The sequence below is a fragment of the Cupriavidus sp. a3 genome, assembly GCF_051015765.1.
Taxonomy (GTDB): Bacteria; Pseudomonadota; Gammaproteobacteria; order Burkholderiales; family Burkholderiaceae; genus Cupriavidus; species Cupriavidus oxalaticus_A.
On sequence record NZ_CP170643.1, the window covers coordinates 1,672,036 to 1,687,072 of the forward strand.

Genomic DNA, 15,037 nt, shown 5'->3' on the forward strand with positions numbered 1-15,037 from the left:
GGGGTGCCATTGCATCAACGGCATGAACAAAATGGCCGGAAACGGCGTTTTCCGGCGGCACGGACCCGCGCCCGAGGCGCAGCCCAGGCAGGGCTGCAATCCATCGGACGCATCGGACGGTGTCGGGGTGGCGAGGGGTGGAAAACTCAGGCCGGCACGAGGCCCGGCTCGAGGTCAGCGAAGCGACGGCCTTCGCGCGCCAGGCGTTGAAGCAGCGGGGACGGGGTCCACCAGTAGCCATGGCGGGCATGGAAGCGCTCGATATCCGCGCAGACGCTGGCCAGTCCCAGCTGGTCCGCCAGGTACATCGGTCCGCCGCGGTGCGCCGGGAAGCCGTAGCCGGTCACGTACACGATGTCGATATCGCTCGCGCGCAGCGCAACGCCCTGTTCGAGCAGTTTCGCGCCTTCATTGATCATGCCGTACAGGCAGCGCTTAAGGATCTCTTCCTCGTCAACCGGCTGGCGCGCGATGCCCAGCCTGGCGGATTCGTCGACGATAAACTGCTCGACCGCCGGGTCGCGTTGCGGCGTGCGGCTGCCTTGTTCGTAGCGATACCAGCCCGCACCGGACTTTTGGCCCAGGCGTCCCATCTCGGTCAGCTTCAGGATCAGGTCGTTCCAGCGCCGGTCGGTGGGGCGGGTGGCCAGCTGCGCCTTGCGGGTCTGGTAGCCCACGTCGTTGCCGGCCATGTCATGCACGGCGAAGATCCCCATCGCATAGCCGAAGCGTGTCAGCGCCTGGTCGACTTCATGCGGCAGCGCGCCTTCCTCCAGCAGGAAGTGCGCCTCGCGCGTGTAGTTGCGGAACAGCGCGTTGCCGATAAAGCCCGGATAGACGCGGGCGAGCACCGAGACCTTGCCCAGGCGGCGTCCCAGCTCCATCAGCGTCGCGATCACGTCCGGCGCAGTCTGCTGCGCGCGCACGACCTCAAGCAAACGCATGACATGGGCCGGGCTGAAGAAATGCGCGCCGACCACATCCTGCGGCCGCTGCGTGACCGCGGCGATGGCGTCCACATCCAGCCCCGAGGTATTGGTGGCCAGGATCGCACCGGGCTTGGCCAGCGCATCGAGCTTGCGGAAGATGTCCTGCTTGAGCGCCATGTCTTCGAACACGGCTTCCACGATCAGGTCGGCTCGTGCCACGTCGGCGAGCTCGACCGAGCCGCGGATCCGCGCCAGCCGCTCGTCCATCTGCGCCTGCTGCAGCCGGCCGCGCGCGACGCTGCCCGCATAGTTGTCGCGCACGCGCTGCAGGCCACGCTCCAGCGCGGCAGGCTCGGCATCGATCACCGTCACGGGAATGCCGGCATTGGCAAGCGCCATGGCGATGCCGCCGCCCATGGTGCCGGCGCCGATCACGGCCACGTGTTCTACCGGGCGCAGCGGCAGTTCCGCCGCAATGTCGGGAATCCTGGAGGCTTCCGCCTGCGCCAGGCGGATGTGGGTCTCGGCGGCGTCGCGTTCCGGCTGGGTCACGGCGTTGCCGGCAAGGGCAGGGGTGGGGTTTGTCATGGCCTCAGTCCTGTTTGCCTGCCGGGGAGACCAGCGGCTGGGCCCGCCCTTCGACGAATTCGCGCAGCCGCTCGGCGGTTTCGGGGGAACGCTCCATGTTCGAGTTCAGGTACTCCATGAACAGGCCGTCGTCATGCGACAGGTCGTTGATGCGCGGCAGCACATTGGTGATGCGCCAGTTGGTGTCGGGCGTATTGCGGGCGATCCTGGCGGCCAGCTCGCGCGCCTTGTCCAGCGCCTGCCCGGCCGGCACAACGTAGCGCACGATGTGCTCGCGCTCGCCCTCGGCCGCCGACAGCAGGCGGCCGGTCAGCATCATGTCGGCCATCACGGTGTAGCCCACCACGCGCTGCACGCGCACCGTTCCGCCACCGCCGACAAAGATGCCGCGCTGGCCTTCGGGCAGGCCGAAGAAGGCGGATTCATCCGCCACGCGCACGTGCGCCGCGGTGGCCAGCTCCAGCCCGCCGCCGACCACCGCGCCATGCAGTGCGGCCACGAACGGAATGGGACCGCGCGCGATGATGTCGAACACGGTGTGCCAGGAATGCCGCTGGCGCTTGCGTGGCCGCGGGGCGTTGGCGAGGGCGCCGGCCGCGCGCGCCAGCGCTTCCTTCAGGTCCAGGCCCGCGCAGAAGTTGCTGCCATGGCCAAACAGCACGCCGACGCTGGCTTCTTCGCCGGCGCGCACCACGGCATCGCGCAGCGCCCACACCACGTCTTCGTTGATGGCGTTGCGCTTGTCGGGGCGGTTGAGGCCGATCAGCGCGACCGGCCCGTCGAGTTCATAGGTAACCAGTTCAGTGCTCATAATGGGAGTTCCAGTTGGCAGGAGCGGATATCGCTCGTTCGTTCATTCGATCAGTGGATGGGGGCGGTCACAGGTCCAGCACCAGCTTGCGGCTCCTGGCGCCGGAGCAGCAGATCATCATGCGTTGGTTCGCGGCCTTGTCCGCCTCGCTGAGCACCAGGTCGCGATGGTCCGGCACGCCGTCGAGCACGCGCACCTCGCAGGTGCCGCAGATGCCCTCCTGGCACGAATACGGCGGCTCGATGCCCTGGCCGAGCAGGCAGTCCAGGATGGTCTGGCCCGCCTGCACTTCGACGCTGCGGCCGCTGCGGGCCAGCTCGACGGTGAAGCCGCCCTCGGTGGCGGCGCTCTCGCGCGCCGCGAAGTACTCGCGGTGGACCTGCGCGGGCGGCAGGCCGGTAGTGGCCTGCTCGAACGCTTCCAGCATCGGCAGCGGGCCGCAGCAATAGACATGGGCGCTGGCCGGCAGCGCACGGACGACGCCGGCGATATCCAGCATGCGCCCGCCGGGCTCGCGGTCGAAGCACAGCTGCACTTCGGCGTTGGCGTCATCGCGCAGCGCCTGCACGGCGTCGAGGAAGCCGGCATTGCGGCGCGTGCGCGCTGCGTAGTGCAGCTGCCAGTGCCGGCCGAGCGCCTGCAGGCGGCGGATCATGCCGAGGATCGGCGTAATGCCGATGCCGCCCGCGATAAACACACTCAGCGCGGCCGACTCCTCGAGCGGGAAGTTGTTGCGTGGGGCGCTGATCGCCAGCGTATCGCCGGGGCGCAGCACCTCGTGCAGGTAGCGCGAGCCGCCGCGGCTGTTCGGGTCCTTGTTCACGCCGATCACGTAGCGGTGCCGCTCGTGCGGCGCGTTGAGCAGCGAGTAGTTGCGGATCAGGCCATTGGGCAGGTGCACGTCGACATGGGAGCCGGCCGAGAACGGCGGCAGCGCCTTGCGCGGCGGCTCGGGCCACAGTTCGTAGCTCAGGATGCCGTCGGCCTCCCAGGCCATGGACTTGACCCTCACCTGCAGTGTTTCGGAATTGCTCATGGTGCTTCCTTCGGTTCTTCCTGTCGGAACGCTGTCATTCCGGGCGGAAGCCGGACGACCTGATGATGGGTTCCCACGTCGCCAGTTCGGCGCGCTGCCGGCGGGCCATGTCCGCGGCGTTGAGGTAGTCGGGCACGACCGACAGGCGCTGCATCAGGAACGTCGCGGTCCCGGGTGCGGACAGGATCTTGCGCAGGGCTTGCTGCATGCGCTCAAGTTCGGCCGGCGGGGTCCGGGCGGGCGCCCACATCGCGGTCCAGCCTTCGGCGAACGGCATGTTCACGCCTTGCTCGGCCATGGTCGGGATCTCGGGCGCCAGCGGCGAGCGCTTCGGGCTGAAGATGCCGATCACGCGGACCTTGCCGCTGCGGTGGTACTTCATCATGTCGTCCAGCAGCGTGACGGCCGCGGGCACATGGCCGCCCACCAGGTCGGTGATCATCGGCGGGGTACCCTTGTAGGGCGCCGCGGTCAGCGTGATGCCGGCCGCCCGCGCGAACTGCATGCCGAGGAAGTGGTTCTGCCCGCCCAGCCCGGGCGTGCCGAAGGCCTCGGCTGGATGGCTTTTGGCCCAGCGGATGAACTCCTGCGCGTTCTTGCCGGTATCCGGGCGCACGGCCATGCCCAGCGGGTATGACACCAGCCCGGCCACCGGCGCGAAGTCGCGCCACAGGTCCCACTTGAGCTGCTTGCCGAACACCAGGGTCTGGAAGGTCGGCGTCGCGTTGGGGGCGATCATGTAGGTCAGGCCGTCGGGCCTGGCCGCCATCAGCATGTCGGCCGCGATGCGGCCGCCCACGCCGACATGGCTTTCGATGATGACGGGCTGGTCCAGTAGCGCGGGCAGCCGGTCGGCGAAGTAGCGGGCGATCGCGTCGGTGCCGCCGCCGGGCGGCAGCCCGAGCAGAATACGGATCACGGGTTTGCCCTGCATGCCGGCATGCGCCGCCGCGGGGGCGGCTGGGGCGGCGATGGCGGCACAGGCCGCCAGCAACAGCCGGCGTCGGCACATGCTTGTCATGCTTGTCTCCGTTTCTCTTTGTCTTTGGTTTCCGTGCCGGCGCGCTTCAGCCCGCCTGGGTCAGCACGCGCCAGTCCGTGCCGGCGGGCAGCACGCCGCCCACCGATACCGCTTGCGCGTAGTCGAGCTCGGGGCTGTCCGCCAGCGTGGGGGTCTTGCCGGCCATGAACTCGCGCACGGACTTCAGCAGCGCCTGGCGCACGCGCAGCACGGCGCCGTCGGCCGAGCACAACTGTTCGGTGGTGCGGTCGGCGATCGGGCCCTGGCCCAGGAACATGGCGAAGTCTTCGGTCCCCAGGTGCTGCGGGAAGCCGGTGGCGTGGCCGCGCCGCATCAGGTCGCGGTTCTGTCCCCAGTTGTTGTCGGGGCCGCCCGGCGGCAGCGGCGGGAAGTCCCACACGTCCGGCGTGGCCGACATCACCGTCATGCCCAGCGGCCGGTGCGGATTGAAGTGGACGAACCAGGCGCGGTGCGTGACGTCGTCGACAGGCGTCGAGAAGAACACCGTGCCGGGACCCTTCGCGTCGGGGGCGCAGATGATCCCGTACCACGGCATCACGAAGTTGTTGACGCGGGCATAGACCTTGTCGTCGGCCAGGGGGCGGATGGCCGCATAACGGTAGCCGTAGGGCCGGTCCTCGAATTCCAGCCGCGGCGCCAGGGCCTGCGTCATGTGCAGGCGCTCGTTGCCGGAGCCGGCGGTGATCTGCGTGGTGGACTCGTGCAGCACGCCGACATGCGAAGAATCCATCGAGGCTTCCACGCCTTGGACCCAGTTGGTCGGCACTTCCTGGCTGGTGACCGAGCGCTGGTCTTCCGGCAGGGTGGTAAATGGCAGGTCGGGGAACTTCGGCGCTTGCTCGCCCTTGCCCAGCCACACCCAGACGATGCCGCCGCGCTCCTCCACCGCATAGCGGTTGACGCGCACGTGCTTGCAGAACTGCGCCTGCTCGCCGGTGTGGTTGGGCGCCTCCACTACCTCGCCGCGGGTGTTGAGCTTCCAGCCGTGGAAGATGCAGCGCAGGCCGTTGTCTTCGTTGCGGCCCATCAGCAACGAGGTCTTGCGGTGCGGGCACAATTCGTCGACCACGCCCACGCTGCCGTCGGTGGCGCGGAAGGCCGCATAGTTGCTGCCCAGCAGGCGCACGCGCACCGGCGCGCCGTCTGCCACCAGCTTGGCCGACGGCACCGCCGGCAGCCAGTAGTGCTGGCGGATCATCTCGCCCATCGGCGCGCCGCCCTCGACGCGGGTGAGCAGGTCGTTGTCTTCGCGGGTCATTGCCATGTCAGCACTCCTCGTCCTTGCGGAAGGCGCGTGAGTAGAGGCGGGTGCAGTTGCACTCGAAGATATTGCGGCGCTGTTCCTCGGTCAGCCAGTCGATGCTTTCGATCACCGGCTTCATGTCGTCGAAGTCGCGGCCCGAGACCGGGTCGCGCGCGCTACCCGTGCCGGGCTTCTCGGTGCCAAACAGCACGTTGTCGGTGCCGGCCACCTTGAGCAGCAGCTCGATCGCCTCGCGCGAGTAGTTGCAGGTGTCGAAGTACAGGTGCCTGAGCTGGTCGTCGAAACTGGTGGCTTCGCCCTTGCGCACGTTCCACGCGCGGAAGCGGCCCATCTGGTAGGGAATCGCGCCGCCGCCGTGTGCCACCACGATCTTCAGGTCCGGGTACTTGTCGAACACCTTGGCGCCCAGCAGCGAGACGATGGCGATGCTTTCCTCGTTGATGAACTTCAGCGTGTACGACTCGCGCGCGCTGCAGCTGCCCGCGGAGTGGATCAGGCCCGGCACGTCCAGTCGCGTCATGGCGTCGTAAAGCGGATGCCAGAACGGGTCGCCCAGCCCCGGCGGGGTCGGGCCTTCGCCTTCGGTGGGATCCGGATTGATCAGGCAGCCGACAAAGCCCAGTTCCTTGACGCAGCGTTCCAGCTCGGGCACCGCGCGCAGCGCCGGCGATTCGTCCATGTACTGGGGCAGGCCCGCCACGCCGCGGAAGCGGTCGGGGAACAGCTCGACGAAGCGCGCGATCAGGTCGTTGCAGTGGCGCGACCACAGTTCCGTGACGCGGCCGGGCTTGACCGAATGCATCTGCAGGTAGGGGCGTGGCGAGATGAACTGCACGTCGGTGCCGACGTTGTCCATGCTGCGCACCAGCTCCTCGGCGACCTTGCGCACCGATTCATCGGGGATGCGCGGCGTGGTCGAGGGGTTGGCGCGGCCGCCGACCAGTTCCGCCATGTAGCGGAAGCTTTCGGGGGGCATGACGATGTGGGCGTGGGAATCGATGATCATGGGTTTCAGCCTTGGGTATCGCTGGCCACCACGGCCAGGCATTCGAGTTGCAGCAACATGCCGTGCTGGAGGTCGTGCACGACGATGTGCCGCGCGGGGCGGTCGCGCGGGTCCGGGAAGCAGCGCAGCCATGCGCCGTTGATGGCATCGCGCACGCTGTCGTCCTTCACGTACACGGTGAGCTTGAGCACATCGGCGAGCGAGGCACCGCCGGCATCGAGCACGCCCTGCAGGTTGTGGAAGGCGAGCGCGGCCTGCGCGGCGGCGTCTGGCGGCAGCTCGCCGGTGCGCGCATCCTTGCCGGCGATCGCCGACGTGCAGATCAGGTTGCCCACGCGCGCGCCGACCGGGATCGGAGCCTTGTGCGCGAGGCCGGGAACATCGAGTGAGCGAGGCGGGCGGGTCATGGAGTCCTCTGTCAGGAGATGTCGGCGCCGTGGTCGCCGTCGAAGAAATGGCGGGGCACGGTGGCCAGGAATTCGGAAAAGCCGGTGGTGCCGGCCGGCACGTGCAGCAGCATCGCCTTGCCGGCCTGGGTTTCGTCGCCGGCCTGGATGGCGCGGGCGATCTGCTGGTGGTCGTGCAGCGACCTGGCGATCTGCGCCGGGCTGATGAAGTCGCGCGTGCGGTAGCGCTGCAGGCGCCGGCGCGCGTGGCGGATGTGGTCGGCCAGGAAGTCGTTGCGGCTGCCGGCATAGATGGCCTCGTGGAACACCACGTTGGCGGCCGCGTAGCCGGCGGCGTCGCCGCTGTCGGCGGCCGCCTGGCAGCAGCGCAGACCCTCGTCCAGCGCCGCCTGCACGGTTTCGTCGATGCGCCGCGCGGCCAGCCTGGCGCTCAGCGCCTCCAGTTCTCCCACGTACTCGAGCATCGCCCGCACCCTGGCGATCGACATGCGCGCCACCGTGGCGCCCTGGCGCGGCGACATGCATACCAGCTCGCGCGCGGCCAGCTGCTGCAGCGCCTCGCGCACCGGCGTGCGCGACACGCCGAAGCGGTCTGCCAGCGCGCGCTCGTCCAGCAGCGCGCCGGGCGGCAGCACACCCTTCTCGATCTCATCCTCGAGCGTGGCCCGGATGTCGTTGGCCAGGCCGGCACGTGCCGGGGCGTCAGCAGCGCCGGTGCCTGCCGTCGGGGCGGGCGTGTGCGGGTGAGGAGTGTGCGGAGTCATCGGCGTTTCTTTCTGTCGGGGCGAAGCCAGCTCTGTATGCGAAAAAATATACAACACATGATTTGTGGTATGCAAACAGAGATTTCAGGCATCCAGTTAGGTTGAGGCTGATACGCCGCTGGCAAAGTGCTGGTTTCGGGCCCATCGATGCATGCCGTCGCCTCCGCGGCAAGCTGTTGCTCCGGCTCGGAATTCGCAGCAAAGCCTTTGCTGGTGCGGAAAGCGCGTCCTAATCTGTTGCTGCGGAAGCGGCCCGGAAGCAGTGCCTTCAGCGCCGCGCCGCGCTTGGGTACGCAATCTCCGCCTAGGGAAAACACCGATCGGTGAATGCCAAGAAATTTATGTGGTGTGTTGAAATTGGTCTTCTGGTATGCCAGAATGAATTCAACCAACCCGGTCACGAACCAACCATGGCTGCGTGGGGCCTGTATGGCCCGGGTCGCACCATCCAACTGGAAGCTGCAATTCCATGAACAGTCACACTCCCGCCCCTGCATCCGAACTGGTGCCGGTGGATCGCATCCTGAAGCCGCGTTCGATCGCCATCGTCGGCGCCTCGGCGGACCCGAGGTCGTTTGGCGGCTTCGTGCTCGATAACCTGGAGCGCTTCGGCTATGCCGGCGCCATCCACCTGGTCAGCCGCAGCAGTACCGAGATCAACGGCCGTGCCTGCGTGAAGAGCGTGGATGAACTGCCGGAAGGCATCGACCTGGCCGTGCTGGCGATTCCCGAAGCCGGCGTGCTGGATGCCGTGCGGGCGCTGGCCGAGCGCCGTGCCAGCGCGGCGGTGTTGTTTGCCTCGGGCTATGCCGAGACCGGCGACGAAGGCCGTGCGAAGCAGGAGGAGCTGGCTGCCGCCGCGCGTGCGGCCGGCATCCTGCTGCTGGGCCCCAACTGCATGGGCTTCACCAACTTCGAGGCCGGCGTGCCGGTGACCTTCGAGCCGGTGCAGCCATATCCCTGCGGCGGCCGTCCCGGCATCGGCGTGGTGGCGCAGAGCGGCGCGATGGCGGCCAACCTGCGCGATGCCTTCATCGGCCGCGGGTTGCCGATGACCGCCACGGTGTCCACGGGCAACGAGGCGTCGGTCGGCATCGAGGACGTGCTCTCGTATTACATCGCCGATCCGCAGACGCGCGTCATCGCGGTCTACGCCGAGCAGGTGCGCAGGCCGGGCCTGTTCCTGCAGCTGGCGCGCACAGCCCGCGCCGCCGGCAAGCCCGTGGTGATGCTGATGCCGGGCCGCAGTGCGCGGGCGCGCGAGGCCGCGCAGTCGCATACCGGCGCGCTGGCCGGCGACCACGCCACGGCGTCGGTGCTGCTGGCGCGCGAGGCGGTGGTGCTGGTCGATGCGCTCGACGAACTGTTCGACACAGCGGCGATCCTGCTGCGTTTTCCGGTTCCGCCCAGCGGCGGGCCGGCCTTTATGACCGGATCGGGTGCGATGAAGAACATCGCGCTCGACTTCTGCGACGGACTCGGCCTGGAGCTGCCGGCGCTGACCGCGCCGACCACGCAGCGCCTTACCGAAATGCTGCCCGGCTATGCCGTCGCGGAGAATCCGCTGGACTACACCACCATCGGCGTGCGCCAGCCCGGCCTGATCGGCGACATCCTGCTGACCATGCTGGCCGATCCCAACATCGGCAGCATCGTGCTGGGCATTCCGGCCGGCCCGGAGGTGGCCCAGCGCGACAAGGCCGAGCACATCGTGCCGGCGCTGGCCCGCGCGGACAAGCCGGCGGTGCTGGTGGTGACCGGCGACAGCGGACCGATCGAACCGTTCTTCGTGGAGGCGATCCGCGCCAGCGGCGTGCCGTTCTTCCGTTCGCCGGACCGCGCGCTGCGCGCGCTGGCGCGCGTGGCCGCCTACGGCGAGGCGCTGCAGCGTGCGCACCGTGCCACGCAGGGCGCGCCACGGGCGCTGCCGTTGCCCGGCCCGGTGCCACCCTCGGGTGTCTTTGCCGAGTACCAGGGCAAGGCCTGGCTCGCCGGCGCCGGGCTGCCGGTGCCGCAGGGTGGCCTCGCCGCCACCGCGGACGAGGCCGTCGCAGTGGCCGCGCGCATCGGCTATCCGGTGGTGATCAAGGCGCAGGCCAGCGAGCTGCCGCACAAGAGCGACGTCGGCGGCGTGATCGTCGGGCTGGCGGGCGAGGCGGCCTTGCGTGCCGGCTGGCAGCAGCTGCACGACAACATCGGCAAGCACCGTCCCGGCCTGCGCCTGGACGGCGTGCTGGTCGAGGCCATGGGCCCGCGCGGGCTCGAACTGGTGGTTGGCGCGCGGCGCGATGCCGACTGGGGGCCGGTGGTGCTGGTGGGCCTGGGCGGCATCTGGATCGAGGCGCTGAAGGACGTGCGGCTACTGCCGGCCGACCTGGCCGAGGCCGACATCCTGCAGGAACTCGGCCGGCTGAAGGCGGCATCGCTGCTGCGCGGCATCCGTGGCGCGGCTGCGGTCGACACCGCGGCCATCGCCAAAGTGGTCGCGCTGATCGGCGAGCAGATGCGGGCCAATCCCGGGATTGCGGAGATCGACATCAATCCGCTGGTGGCCTACCCGGACCGCGTGCTGGCGCTGGATGCGCTGGTGGTCCTGCAGCCGCAGGCGGTGGTCATGAAGCCGCACGCATGAGGCAAGCACGATGAGACTGACATTTTCCCCCGCGGAAGAAGCCTTTCGCCAGGAAGTGCGCGCCTTCGTGAAGGCGCACCTGCCGGCCGCCATCAAGCGCAAGGTCGAACTCGGCCTGCGCCTCGAACACGCCGACTACGTGACCTGGTTCCGCATCCTGGAAGCGCGCGGCTGGCTCACGCCGGGCTGGCCGGTCGAGCACGGCGGCCCGGGCTGGACCCACGTGCAGCGCTACCTGTTCGACGAAGAGACCATGCTCGGCGGCGCGCCGCGCATCATCGCCAGCGGTATCCAGATGCTGGGCCCGGTGCTGATTGCCTTCGGCACGCCCGAGCAAAAGGCCAGATACCTGCCGGACATCCGGCAGAGCAATACCTGGTGGGCGCAGGGTTTCTCAGAGCCGGGAGCCGGTTCGGACCTGGCAGCGGTGCGCACGACGGCGGTGCTGGAATCCGACGGCAAGCATTTCGTCGTGAACGGGCACAAGGTGTGGACCTCCTACGCGCACTGGTGCTCGATGATGTTCGCGCTGGTCCGCACCGATCCCGATGCCGCCAAGCCGCAGGAGGGCATCTCCTTCCTGCTGATCGACATGAAGTCGCCCGGCGTGGAAGTGCGCCCGATCCGCATGCTCGAAGGCGGCACCGACCTCAACGAGTGCTACCTGGACAACGTGCGCGTGCCGGTCGAGAACCTGGTCGGCGAGCTGCACAAGGGCTGGTCCTACGGCAAGTACCTGCTGGGCCATGAGCGCACCGGCATCGCCGGCATCGGCTCGTGCAAGCAGCAGCTCGAGCGGGCACGTGCGCTGGCGGTGCAGCAGGGACTGGAGCACGACGCGGTACTGCAGTCGCGGCTCGCGCAGTTCGAGATCGAGCTGATGGCGCTGGAATTCACCGCGCTGCGCCTGCTGAGCCCGAACCAGCAAAGCCGCGTGCCGGCCGTCGAGGCCTCGATGCTGAAGGTGCGCGGCACCGAATTGCGCCAGGCCATCTATGAGCTGCTGGTGGAAATCGCCGGCCCGCATGCGGTGCCGTTCGACGAGGCCGCGCTGCTGGGTGGTGCCGGTGATGGCGCGGACGCAGCCAGCCCGCCGGAGCTCGCCGCGCTGGCGGCCAACTACCTCGATGCGCGCAAGCTGTCGATCTACGGCGGCGTCAATGAAGTGCAGCGCAACCTGATCAGCAAGGCCTTCCTTTCGGCCTGACACCGTACCCGACCATGGATTTTTCTCTTAGCGACGAACACCTGGCGCTGCGCGACGCGGTGCGCCGATTTTGCGACGGCGAGTATCCCGCCCACCAACGCGGCGAGGCCGAGCCGGCGGAACTGGCCGCCGCGCGCTGGGCCGGTATGGCCGATCTGGGCCTGCTCGGGCTGCCGCTGGCCGACGATGTCGGCGGCAGTGCGCAGGGCCCCGTGGAAATGATGCTGGTGGCGCAGGAACTCGGCCGCGCGCTGGGTGGCGCGGGCTGGCTCTCCAGCGTGGTGCTGGCCGGCCAGCTGCTGGACGAGGCGGGCAGCCAGGCCCAGCGCCAACGCTGGCTGCCGGCCCTCGCCGGAGGCGAAGCGCGCATGGCGCTGGCATGCAGTGAAGCCGATGCGCGCTACGACCTGTCCCGCGTCGCCACGCTGGCGCGGCGCGATGGCGCTGGCTGGGTGCTGGACGGCACCAAGACGCTGGTGCTGGAGGCCGGCAGCGCGGACGTGTTTCTGGTTGTCGCGCGCACCGCCGGCGAGGTCGACGATGCCGACGGCCTTTCGCTCTTTCTCGTCGAGGCGGGCGCGGCGGGCTTGTCGCTCAGGGAATTCAGCACGCTCGACGGGCGCCGCGCCGCACACCTGACGCTGCGTGGCGTGCGCGTAGCGGCCGATGCCCTGGTGGGAGAGGCCGGCGCAGCGCTGCCACTGGTCGAGGCCGCCACCGACCGCGCCAGCGCCATGCTGTGCGCGGAGGCGGTGGGCGCGCTGGAAGCGCTGATCGAGCTGACTGCCGAGCAGCTCAAGACCCGCAAGCAGTTCGGCTCCACGCTGGCCAAGTTCCAGGTGCTGCAGCACCGCATCGCCGACATGCTGATCGCGCTGGAGCAGGGCAAGTCGATGGCCTGCGCGGCCGCCATGGCGGTGCAGGAAGGCGAGCCGGCACAACGGCGCCGGCTGGTGTCCGCGGCCAAGGTGCTGGCCGGCCAGGCCGGCCGCCAGCTCGGGCAGTGGGCCATCCAGATGCACGGTGCCATGGGCATGACCGACGAATGCCGCGTGGGGCACTACGCCAAGCGGCTGATGGTGATCAACCAGCTGTTCGGCGACGCCTCGCATCACCTGCGCCGCTTCGGCGGACAAGCGTAGCCGCCCGGACGGCGCATCCATAAAGATAAAAGGAGACAAGGCATGGCCATTTTCAAGACCCTCAGGACGGTGTGCTGCGCGCTGGCGCTGGGCTTCTGCCTCGCGGCCCACGCCCAGGAAAAGCCGCCGATCCGGCTGCTGGTGGGCTTTCCGCCGGGCGGCTCCACCGATACCGTCGCCCGCGTGCTGGCAGACAAGCTGCAAGGCGTGCTCGGCCAGGTGGTGATCGTCGACAACAAGCCCGGCGCGGGCGGCCGCATCGCCACCGGCATGCTCAAGCACAGCGCGCCCGATGGGCTGACCTATATGGTCGCGCCGAATGCCACCGCGATCTTCCCGACGCTGCTCTATCCGCCGGCAACGCTCAAGTACGACCTGCTGACCGACCTGAGCCCCGTCGCCGTGGTGATTTCCTACCCGCTGGCGCTGGTGGTGAGCAGCCAGACCGGCGTGACCAACGTCAGGGAATACGTGGCCTGGCTCAAGGCGCATCCCAAGGAAACCGTGTTCGGCAGCGCCGGCCTTGGCGGCCAGACGCACTTTACCGGGCTGCAGTTCGGCAAGGCAGCCGGCGTGCCGCTGAACGTGGTGCCGTACAAGGGCAACGGGCCGCTGGCGACAGACCTGATCGGCGGCCAGCTGGCCGCCGCGGTGATGACCGCCGGCGACATCCTGCCGCACACGCGCGGCGGCAAGGTGCGCATCATCGGCGTGTTCGGCGCCAGGCGCTCGCCGTTGCTGCCCGACGTGCCCACGGTGGCCGAGCAGGGCGTCAAGGTAGATGCCGGCGAGGCCTGGACCGGCGTCTGGGCGCCGGCGAAGACGCCCAAGGCCGAACTCGAACGCATGCAGACGGCGCTCGGCAAGGTGCTGGCCATGCCCGACGTGCGCAGCATGCTGGAAGAAAAGGCGGTGCTGCAGCCGGACTACCGCGACGCCGCGGACCTGGACCGCCTGCAGCGCAAAGAGCTGGCCTACTGGGGCCCCGTCATCAAGGCCAGCGGCTTCAAGCCCGAACAGTGACCCCTCCATCCATCCCGCTATGACTCTGAACGGATCCGCATACATCGTGGGGGCCTACGAGCACCCCACCCGCAAGGCCGACGATCTTTCCGTTGCCCGCCTGCACGCCGACGTCGCCCTCGGGGCGCTGGCCGATGCCGGCCTCTCGGCGAGCGATATCGACGGCTACTTCTGCGCCGGCGATGCGCCGGGGCTCGGCACCACCACCATCGTCGAATACCTCGGCCTGCGCCCGCGCCACGTCGATTCCACCGAATGCGGCGGCTCGGCGCCGATCCTGCACGTGGCCCACGCCGCCGAGGCGATTGCCGCGGGGCGCTGCAACGTGGCGCTGATCACGCTGGCCGGGCGCCCCCGCGCGGCGGGCGCGGCGCTCTCGCTCAAGGCGCCGGACCCGGACGCGCCGGAGCTGGCCTTCGAGTTGCCGTTCGGGCCGGCCACGCAGAATCTGTATGGCCTGGTGGCCCGGCGCCACATGCACGAATTCGGCACCACCAGCGAGCAGCTGGCGTGGATCAAGGTTGCCGCCTCGCACCATGCCCGGCACAACCCGCACGCGATGCTGCGCAATGTGGTGACGGTGGAAGACGTGGTGAATTCGCCCATGGTCTCGGATCCGCTGCACCGGCTCGACTGCTGCGTGATGAGCGACGGCGGCGGCGCGCTGATCGTGGCGCGTCCCGAGATCGCCAGGCAGCTCAGGCGCCCGCTGGTCAAGGTGAAGGGCGCTGGCGAGGCACCCAAGCACGCCATGGGCGGCAAGATCGACCTGACCTGGTCCGCGGCCGCGTGGTCCGGCCCCGCGGCATTCGCCGAAGCCGGGGTGACGCCGGCCGACATCAAGTACGCATCGCTCTACGACAGCTTCACCATCACCGTGCTGATGCAGCTGGAAGACCTCGGCTTCTGCAAGAAGGGCGAGGGTGGCAAATTCGTCGCCGACGGCGGCCTGATCTCCGGCGTGGGCAGGCTGCCTTTCAACACCGACGGCGGCGGGCTGTGCAACAACCACCCGGCCAATCGCGGCGGCGTTACCAAGGTGATCGAGGCCGTCCGCCAGCTGCGCGGCGAAGCGCATCCCGCCGTGCAGGTCAAGAACTGCGACCTGGCGCTGGCCAGCGGCATCGGCGGCGCGCTTGCCTCGCGCCACACCGCGGCCACGCTCATCCTGGAAAGGGTTTGAAAC

At 69.1% G+C, this 15,037-nt stretch carries 14 protein-coding genes; 5 read left to right on the plus strand and 9 right to left on the minus strand.

Annotated features, from left to right (window positions below; all coding sequences use genetic code 11):
* Positions 1–146: 146 nt before the first annotated feature.
* The 9 genes from ACAD63_RS08175 to ACAD63_RS08215 form a co-directional block, all read right to left on the minus strand.
* Complete coding sequence (locus ACAD63_RS08175; RefSeq protein ID WP_195427595.1) at positions 147–1,517, minus strand: 3-hydroxyacyl-CoA dehydrogenase; 1,371 nt, start codon at positions 1,515–1,517, stop codon at positions 147–149.
* Between the two features lie 4 nt (positions 1,518–1,521).
* The gene (locus tag ACAD63_RS08180; protein ID WP_133096398.1) at positions 1,522–2,328 is read right to left on the minus strand and encodes a crotonase/enoyl-CoA hydratase family protein; all 807 of its coding nucleotides are present in this window, start codon (positions 2,326–2,328) and stop codon (positions 1,522–1,524) included.
* 67 nt (positions 2,329–2,395) lie between these two features.
* The gene (locus ACAD63_RS08185) at positions 2,396–3,364 is read right to left on the minus strand and encodes a PDR/VanB family oxidoreductase (RefSeq protein WP_434033747.1); all 969 of its coding nucleotides are present in this window, start codon (positions 3,362–3,364) and stop codon (positions 2,396–2,398) included.
* A gap of 34 nt (positions 3,365–3,398) precedes the next feature.
* Positions 3,399–4,385 carry a tripartite tricarboxylate transporter substrate-binding protein gene (locus tag ACAD63_RS08190; protein ID WP_434033748.1) on the minus strand — a complete coding sequence of 329 codons (987 nt, stop codon included), beginning with the start codon at positions 4,383–4,385 and terminating at the stop codon, positions 3,399–3,401.
* 46 nt (positions 4,386–4,431) lie between these two features.
* On the minus strand, positions 4,432–5,670 hold the full coding sequence (locus tag ACAD63_RS08195) for a Rieske 2Fe-2S domain-containing protein (RefSeq protein ID WP_133096395.1): 1,239 nt from the start codon (positions 5,668–5,670) through the stop codon (positions 4,432–4,434).
* 1 nt (position 5,671) lies between these two features.
* Positions 5,672–6,676, minus strand: coding sequence for an amidohydrolase family protein (locus ACAD63_RS08200; RefSeq protein WP_133096394.1), 1,005 nt, complete (start codon positions 6,674–6,676; stop codon positions 5,672–5,674).
* A 5-nt stretch (positions 6,677–6,681) separates the two neighbouring features.
* Positions 6,682–7,083: a RidA family protein gene (locus ACAD63_RS08205; protein WP_434033749.1), complete on the minus strand. Its 402-nt coding sequence runs from the start codon at positions 7,081–7,083 to the stop codon at positions 6,682–6,684.
* Positions 7,084–7,094: 11 nt separating this feature from the next.
* Positions 7,095–7,847: a GntR family transcriptional regulator gene (locus ACAD63_RS08210; RefSeq protein WP_434033750.1), complete on the minus strand. Its 753-nt coding sequence runs from the start codon at positions 7,845–7,847 to the stop codon at positions 7,095–7,097.
* Positions 7,844–8,299: a hypothetical protein gene (locus ACAD63_RS08215; protein WP_434033751.1), complete on the minus strand. Its 456-nt coding sequence runs from the start codon at positions 8,297–8,299 to the stop codon at positions 7,844–7,846. The genes ACAD63_RS08210 and ACAD63_RS08215 overlap by 4 nt, the downstream gene beginning before the upstream one ends.
* A 17-nt stretch (positions 8,300–8,316) precedes the next feature.
* On the opposite strand from ACAD63_RS08215, the gene ACAD63_RS08220 reads away from it, so the two are divergent.
* From ACAD63_RS08220 to ACAD63_RS08240, 5 genes are read left to right on the plus strand one after another with little or no spacing between them, the layout of a single operon-like run.
* A complete protein-coding gene (locus ACAD63_RS08220) occupies positions 8,317–10,479 on the plus strand; it encodes an acetate--CoA ligase family protein (protein ID WP_434033752.1) in 2,163 nt (720 codons plus the stop codon).
* 10 nt (positions 10,480–10,489) lie between these two features.
* Positions 10,490–11,686, plus strand: a complete 1,197-nt coding sequence (locus tag ACAD63_RS08225) for an acyl-CoA dehydrogenase family protein (RefSeq protein WP_133096389.1) — start codon at positions 10,490–10,492, stop codon at positions 11,684–11,686.
* A gap of 14 nt (positions 11,687–11,700) precedes the next feature.
* Complete coding sequence (locus tag ACAD63_RS08230) at positions 11,701–12,828, plus strand: acyl-CoA dehydrogenase family protein (protein WP_434033753.1); 1,128 nt, start codon at positions 11,701–11,703, stop codon at positions 12,826–12,828.
* 42 nt (positions 12,829–12,870) lie between these two features.
* A complete protein-coding gene (locus tag ACAD63_RS08235; RefSeq protein ID WP_133096387.1) occupies positions 12,871–13,851 on the plus strand; it encodes a Bug family tripartite tricarboxylate transporter substrate binding protein in 981 nt (326 codons plus the stop codon).
* Between the two features lie 19 nt (positions 13,852–13,870).
* Positions 13,871–15,034 (plus strand): thiolase domain-containing protein, encoded by a 1,164-nt coding sequence (locus ACAD63_RS08240; protein ID WP_133096386.1) that lies wholly within the window; start codon positions 13,871–13,873, stop codon positions 15,032–15,034.
* Positions 15,035–15,037 lie beyond the last annotated feature (3 nt).

Bases quoted from the DNA above. Each gene is read 5' to 3' on its own strand.
- ACAD63_RS08210 (WP_434033750.1), bottom strand. From the start codon at position 7,847: ATGACTCCGCACACTCCTCACCCGCACACGCCCGCCCCGACGGCAGGC.
- ACAD63_RS08195 (WP_133096395.1), bottom strand. From the start codon at position 5,670: ATGGCAATGACCCGCGAAGACAACGACCTGCTCACCCGCGTCGAGGGC.
- ACAD63_RS08225 (WP_133096389.1), top strand. From the start codon at position 10,490: ATGAGACTGACATTTTCCCCCGCGGAAGAAGCCTTTCGCCAGGAAGTG.
- ACAD63_RS08220 (WP_434033752.1), top strand. From the start codon at position 8,317: ATGAACAGTCACACTCCCGCCCCTGCATCCGAACTGGTGCCGGTGGAT.
- ACAD63_RS08235 (WP_133096387.1), top strand. From the start codon at position 12,871: ATGGCCATTTTCAAGACCCTCAGGACGGTGTGCTGCGCGCTGGCGCTG.
- ACAD63_RS08230 (WP_434033753.1), top strand. From the start codon at position 11,701: ATGGATTTTTCTCTTAGCGACGAACACCTGGCGCTGCGCGACGCGGTG.
- ACAD63_RS08205 (WP_434033749.1), bottom strand. From the start codon at position 7,083: ATGACCCGCCCGCCTCGCTCACTCGATGTTCCCGGCCTCGCGCACAAG.
- ACAD63_RS08175 (WP_195427595.1), bottom strand. From the start codon at position 1,517: ATGACAAACCCCACCCCTGCCCTTGCCGGCAACGCCGTGACCCAGCCG.
- ACAD63_RS08200 (WP_133096394.1), bottom strand. From the start codon at position 6,676: ATGATCATCGATTCCCACGCCCACATCGTCATGCCCCCCGAAAGCTTC.
- ACAD63_RS08180 (WP_133096398.1), bottom strand. From the start codon at position 2,328: ATGAGCACTGAACTGGTTACCTATGAACTCGACGGGCCGGTCGCGCTG.
- ACAD63_RS08240 (WP_133096386.1), top strand. From the start codon at position 13,871: ATGACTCTGAACGGATCCGCATACATCGTGGGGGCCTACGAGCACCCC.
- ACAD63_RS08190 (WP_434033748.1), bottom strand. From the start codon at position 4,385: ATGACAAGCATGTGCCGACGCCGGCTGTTGCTGGCGGCCTGTGCCGCC.
- ACAD63_RS08185 (WP_434033747.1), bottom strand. From the start codon at position 3,364: ATGAGCAATTCCGAAACACTGCAGGTGAGGGTCAAGTCCATGGCCTGG.